The following is a 2,330-nucleotide window of genomic DNA, read 5'->3' on the forward strand; positions in this document are numbered from 1 at the left end:
CACGCCGCCCTGCCGGGTCGCCGCGCCCGAGCGCCGGTTCTCCGCATCGAGGGCGGAGAGGCGCCGGTCGCCGACCACGGCCTGGAACGCCGAGACATCGTAGCCCGCGTCCATCGCATTCGCTCCCCCGATGCCCGTCGCGCGGCGCCGGCGGGCGCGTCCGCGCGGCGTGCGAGGGTGGATCGGCCCAGGGAACGTGAAGGCTCGGGCGACGAGGTGTCGAGATCGGAGCGCACCGGCGGATGCTCCCGCTTCTGGCCGCGCCCCACCCGCATCCGCGGAACCAATGGGCTGCGTTAAGCTAGCATACCGCTCCCGCCTCGCAAGATGGGATTGTACTGCCGTCGGCTCGACCAAGACGGAGACTGGTCGAGGCCCGGACGTTACAGGCCTCGGGACTTACGCGCCTCGCATCGTCCGGCTGTCACTTCTTCCGGCCGAGCAGGACCAGCCAGCCGACCCCGAGGGTGAAGACGATCAGGCCGATCGTCACGAAGACCGGCGTCCCGAGGTCGATCAGGCGCGGGGCGAGCTGGGTGGCGAAGGCGGCCACGACCAGCGCCACCGCGACGCGGGCGGCCGCCCGCTCGATGCCGCGGGTGACCTTGTCGAGGCCTTTCACCTCGATCTCCACGGTGACGCGCCCCTGCTTGAGCCGCACCAGCATCAGGTGGATCAGCGTCGGCAGCTCGGAGGCCGCGCCGTAGAGGCCGACGCCGAGCGCCTCGGCCTTGGTCTTGAGGCCGCCGAGGGAGAACTGCGACTTCATGCTCGCGCGCACGGTCGGGCCGGCGGCGGCGAACAGGTCGAAGTCCGGGTCGAGGTGGCGCATCACGCCGTCGGCGGTGACGAGACCCTTGAACAGGATCGCGAGGTCGGTCGGCATCGCGAGGTCGTTCTCGCGCGCCATGGTCATGAAGTCGGTGAGCACGAGGCCGAGGTTGAGCGGAATCGAGGAATGGCTTTCGACGAAGGACTGCGCCGAGCCTTCGAGCCGGGTCAGGTCCGGACTGCTCGAGCCCGTCCAGTCGAGCAGCACCGCCATCAGCCCGTCGGCGTCCTGTTTGAGCATCGCGCCGATCAGCACGAGAAGCTGGTTGCGCCGCTTCTGCGACAGGCGGCCGATGATGCCGAAATCGATGAAGCCGATGCGGTTGCCCGACATCGCCAGCATGTTGCCCGGGTGCGGGTCTGCGTGGAACACGCCCTCGATCAGCGCCATCTTCAGGAACGCGTCGGTGCCCTTCTGGGCGAGCAGCTTCTTGTCGACGCCGGCGGCGGCGAGCCGCGCCTCGTCGTTCGGGGGGATGCCGTGGATGAACTCCTGCACCAGCACCCGCTCGGAGCACCATTCCCAGTGGATCTTCGGGAAGACGATGTCGTCGCGGTCGGAGAACAGCGAGGCGAGCAACTCGCAGTTGCGCGCCTCGTTCAAGAGGTCGAGCTCGCCGTTCAGGCCGGCGGCGAGGTGGCGCATCTGCTCGCCCGGTTGGTAGCGGGCCATGTCCGGCCACTCGGTCTCGACGATGCGGGCGCCGTGCGCCATCAGGCGCAGGTCCGCGTCGATGATCTTGCGCAGGCCCGGGCGCAGCACCTTGACGATGACGTCCTCGCCCGAATGCAGCTTGGCCCGGTAGACCTGGGCGATCGAGGCCGAGGCGATCGCGTCGGTGTCGAACTCGGCGAAGATCTCCTGCGGCGGCGCCCCGAGGTCGGCCTCGAGCTGCGGGCGGATCGTCTCCCACGAGACCGGCGAGACCTGGCTGTGGAGCTTGGCCAGCTCCTCGGTCCACATCGGCGAGAGCAGGTCGGGGCGGCTCGCGAGCACCTGCCCGAACTTGATGAAGGTCGGCCCCAAAGCCTCGATCGCCCTGCGCAGGCGCTCGGGCTCCGACAGGCGGGTGACGTCGATCTTCGGCTTGCGGCGCGGAAGGATCGGGATGTAGCGCAGCCCGAGCCGGTCCACGACCTTGTTGACGCCGAAGCCGATCAGGATCGAGGCGATCTCCGACAGCCGCTGACGGTCGCGCGCAGCAACGAAGGCGGTTTTCAGCATAAGGGCGGGTCGATCCGTGCGAAGGCGGGAAGCCGCCGGGACAGCACGAGCATCGGGTCTTTTTTAGGGTCGGCTCCGCTTTAAGGTCGGTCCCGCCGCGATGCGATCGGGCGCGGTCCCGTTAGCTTGCCTGTCAGCGCGGCCGGAAGGCGATCAGGGTCATGTCGTCGCGCCGGACCTCCGGCCCGCGATAGGCCGCCAGCTCGGCCTCCAGGGCCGCGACCTGCTGCGCCAGGGGGAGGGCGGCGTGGGCGGCGAGCCGCCCGGTCACCGC

1 protein-coding gene is annotated in these 2,330 nt (G+C 69.7%); it reads right to left on the reverse strand.

What is annotated here, in order from left to right; all coding sequences use genetic code 11:
* Nucleotides 1-424 precede the first annotated feature (424 nt).
* Nucleotides 425-2,056, reverse strand: coding sequence for an AarF/UbiB family protein (locus FV222_RS23480; protein ID WP_147751164.1), 1,632 nt, complete (start codon nt 2,054-2,056; stop codon nt 425-427).
* Nucleotides 2,057-2,330: the final 274 nt, after the last annotated feature.

The sequence above is a fragment of the Methylobacterium sp. WL103 genome (assembly GCF_008039885.1).
Classification (GTDB): domain Bacteria; phylum Pseudomonadota; class Alphaproteobacteria; order Rhizobiales; family Beijerinckiaceae; genus Methylobacterium; species Methylobacterium cerastii.

What these genes read in the sequence shown, in the direction of transcription:
- FV222_RS23480 (WP_147751164.1), bottom strand. Translation starts at nt 2,056, where the DNA reads ATGCTGAAAACCGCCTTCGTTGCTGCGCGCGACCGTCAGCGGCTGTCG.